Annotated in this window: 3 protein-coding genes and 1 rRNA gene; 1 reads left to right on the top strand and 3 read right to left on the bottom strand. The window is 41.0% G+C overall.

The window, feature by feature from the left end; translation table 11 throughout:
• Nucleotides 1-212 precede the first annotated feature (212 nt).
• Both N7974_RS20305 and N7974_RS20300 read right to left on the bottom strand, forming a co-directional pair.
• The gene (locus N7974_RS20305) at nucleotides 213-1,055 is read right to left on the bottom strand and encodes a PA4780 family RIO1-like protein kinase (protein WP_262967351.1); all 843 of its coding nucleotides are present in this window, start codon (nucleotides 1,053-1,055) and stop codon (nucleotides 213-215) included.
• Nucleotides 1,056-1,173: 118 nt separating this feature from the next.
• Nucleotides 1,174-2,466 carry a TIGR03862 family flavoprotein gene (locus N7974_RS20300; protein ID WP_262967350.1) on the bottom strand — a complete coding sequence of 431 codons (1,293 nt, stop codon included), beginning with the start codon at nucleotides 2,464-2,466 and terminating at the stop codon, nucleotides 1,174-1,176.
• A 156-nt stretch (nucleotides 2,467-2,622) separates the two neighbouring features.
• Between N7974_RS20300 and N7974_RS20295 the strand changes: the two genes are divergently transcribed.
• Nucleotides 2,623-2,949, top strand: a complete 327-nt coding sequence (locus tag N7974_RS20295) for a cupin domain-containing protein (protein WP_262967349.1) — start codon at nucleotides 2,623-2,625, stop codon at nucleotides 2,947-2,949.
• Between the two features lie 168 nt (nucleotides 2,950-3,117).
• Here the strand turns inward: N7974_RS20295 and rrf are convergent.
• Nucleotides 3,118-3,198: ribosomal RNA gene (gene rrf / locus N7974_RS20955) — 5S ribosomal RNA — on the bottom strand; the annotation flags it as partial.

Raw genomic sequence — 3,198 nt, 5'->3', positions numbered from 1 at the left:
ATGCAAAATTTTCAGGATTGCCAAAGATGTTTATCGGGGCAAACACAAGCATTACTCCTTGACATGGAATTTAGTGGCTGCTCTTGTTAACTTACGCTATGGCTGTATTTAGGAAAGATGTCTATTGGATATCCTGATGAGGGGAAATTAGGTTTTAAAAATAACAAATTCATAACGTAAAACTGACAACAATAATCAATTGCCTTTAACCTTTAGTCTTCATGCTCGTATTTACGCCTTATTGCATCATCCCGTGCATCATTAATTTCTCTCATAATACTGTGTACATCAGCTTGCTTATTGCTGCTTTTGAAATGTCCGGTCAATTTCACATCAGGAGTCAGATTGCCGCTCTCATAAATCTTCCAGATTTCTTTACCGTAGCTGGTTGCAAGCAATTCTGGTGCAAAACGACCAAAATAGGCGGCCATATTATTAACATCACGTTCCAACATCCCGGGAGCGTTATTGTTGGCTGCCGCATCCACTGCCTGAGGCAAGTCAATTATCACCGGACCATGTGCATCAACAAGTACATTAAATTCTGATAAATCACCGTGGACAATTCCTGCGCAAAGCATTCTTACCACTTCTTTAATCAATATGCCGTGGTATTCAATTGCTTCCTCACGAGTCAAAACCAGATCGTTAAGCCGTGGGGCTGCAGATCCATGCTCATCAGTAACCAACTCCATTAGCAACACGCCTTCGACAAAATTATAGGGTTGTGGAACTCGAACACCTGCAGCAGCAAGCCGGTACAAAGCATCCACCTCGGCATTTTGCCAAACCTCTTCTTGCTGCTTACGTCCAAAGCTGGTGTTTTTCTCCATGGCACGCGCCTGACGAGTATTTCTGACTTTACGCCCTTCCTGATACAAAGACTGCTTATGGAAGCCACGTTTATTAGCTTCTTTATAGACTTTAGCACAGCGAATTTCACCTTCAGAGAGCACTACATAAACAGCTGCTTCCTTACCACTTTTTAGTGGCCGGATAACTTCATCGACAAGACCGTCACGTACCAAGGGTTCGAGACTTTTTGGAGTTTTCATAGCCGTCCTTTACCTACTATGCTGGAAAAAATTGAAAACGTTTGGCTTTGATACTGTCATCATCTCTCGCTCATATTATTACTTTGTATTTATTATCAGTAAATCACAATGAATAATTTCACTGCGTTGATAAATCAGCACTTGATTTAGAATCTATCACACATTTTAGTCTATTCAATACACCTAACCCCGCAGCTCGACCCGTTGCAAAACAGGCCGTTAGTAAATAACCGCCAGTGGGTGCTTCCCAATCCAGCATTTCACCTGCACAAAAAATACCTGGCATGGAACGTATCATCAAGTCATCATCAAGCGCTTCAAACCCAACGCCACCAGCACTGCTAATCGCTTCATCAAGTGGCCTTGTAGCAATTAGCCTAATCGGTAACGCCTTGATGGCATTACACAGTAAAGCTGGATTAGCAAAAGCTGACGCAGAGACACTTTCTCTAAGTAATGCTGCTTTGACGCCGTCAATGCCGACACGTTTACGAAGATGATTTGCCATAGAATCTTTGCCTTGAGCTTGTGATATTTTATCAAGAATTAACGGCAAATCTTTATCGGGAAGTAAATCAATATAGATAACAGCAAATCCTGTTGTCGCAATTTCTTCTCGCAATAAAGCAGAAAAACCATAAATTAATCCTCCCTCTATGCCGTTTTCGGTTATTACTAATTCCCCTTGCTGACGAATATTAATCCCTTTAGTATTGTTAAAAGACAAGCACACTGATTTTAGTGGCTGTCCGGCATACCGGTTACGAAAATACTCACTCCAGAATACATCAAAGCCACAATTTGATGGCTTTAGCGGGTTAACCAAAACACCTCGCTGCGTAAGTAACGGCACCCAAGCTCCGGTAGAACCAAGGCGAGCCCAACTACCTCCACCCATTGCCAGCACGACTGCATCAACTTTTATTTTGCGCTCACCTTCTGGCGTTGCAAAATCAAGCATTGTGTTATCGCCTTCAACCCAGCCTAGCCATTGGTGTCGCACATGAATATTAACACCTGCAACACGTAACCGATGTAACCATGCCCGAAGTAAAGGCGCTGCTTTCATGTCAACAGGAAAAACTCGTCCTGACGATCCAATAAAAGTATCAATACCAAGACCCTGCACCCAATCACGTAAAGTTTGTGGTGTAAATTTTTCAAGCAATGGTTTAATATCATAATGGTGATCGCTATAACGCGACAAAAATTTTTCGAAGGGCTCTGAATGCGAAATATTCATTCCACCCTTACCGGCCATCAAAAATTTTCGCCCCACAGAAGGCATGGCATCATAAATATCAACTTTTACACCCGCTTCAATTAAAACTTCTGCGGCCATTAATCCGGCTGGACCACCACCAATAACAGCAACCGTTTTCGGCAAAACATTATCAAATGATTTCATCATTGCTTTATTGATTTTGTTTCTCCCTTAAGTCTCTTTAAACCGCTGTGTATAAACAGACGGAGTATAGTATATATAAGTTACCATTATACAATACGACTGATATTGTAATCAGTGACCCGGAAAATATATACCTTCTCAATTAAATTAAAAAATTAAATGACCCCTGTTTCTGCTAATATTTTTGCTAACATTCCTGAGCAATTACCGGAAGAACTCTTTGAATCTATTATAAAACAAGATAATATTCATATTGAGCGTATTGTTTCCAATGGCCATATTACAAATGCCGGACAGTGGTATGATCAAACAGGGAATGAATGGGTAATATTGCTTCAAGGGCAGGCAAAATTACTTTTCGAGGAAAATATGCGTTTGGTATCAATGATCCCTGGAGATTATTTATTAATTCCTGCACATACACGACACAGGGTGGAATGGACGCTTCCTGATTTTAATACCATCTGGTTAGCTGTTCACCTATAAAAACAAAATGCATTTAAAAGTATTTTAATCTTGCAAGAATTTTTTGTTTGTTTATAACGACCACATGGACGCAAGGCAACACAGGAAATCACCTTAGCTGCAAGAAGCAACCTCAAACTGACTGGCAAAAAAAAACCCAAGAGGTTATCTTGGGTTTTTAATTTAAGCGCTTGGCAATTCCCTACTTTCGCATGGCAAACTGCCACACTATCATCGGCGCTAAGCGGTTTCACTTCCGAGTTCGGGATG

It is taken from the genome of Methylobacter psychrophilus, from assembly GCF_025583945.1.
GTDB classification, from domain to species: Bacteria; Pseudomonadota; Gammaproteobacteria; order Methylococcales; family Methylomonadaceae; genus Methylobacter_C; species Methylobacter_C psychrophilus.
Note: the sequence above shows the minus strand (reverse complement) of the source record. Positions and strands in the feature narration are given on the sequence as shown.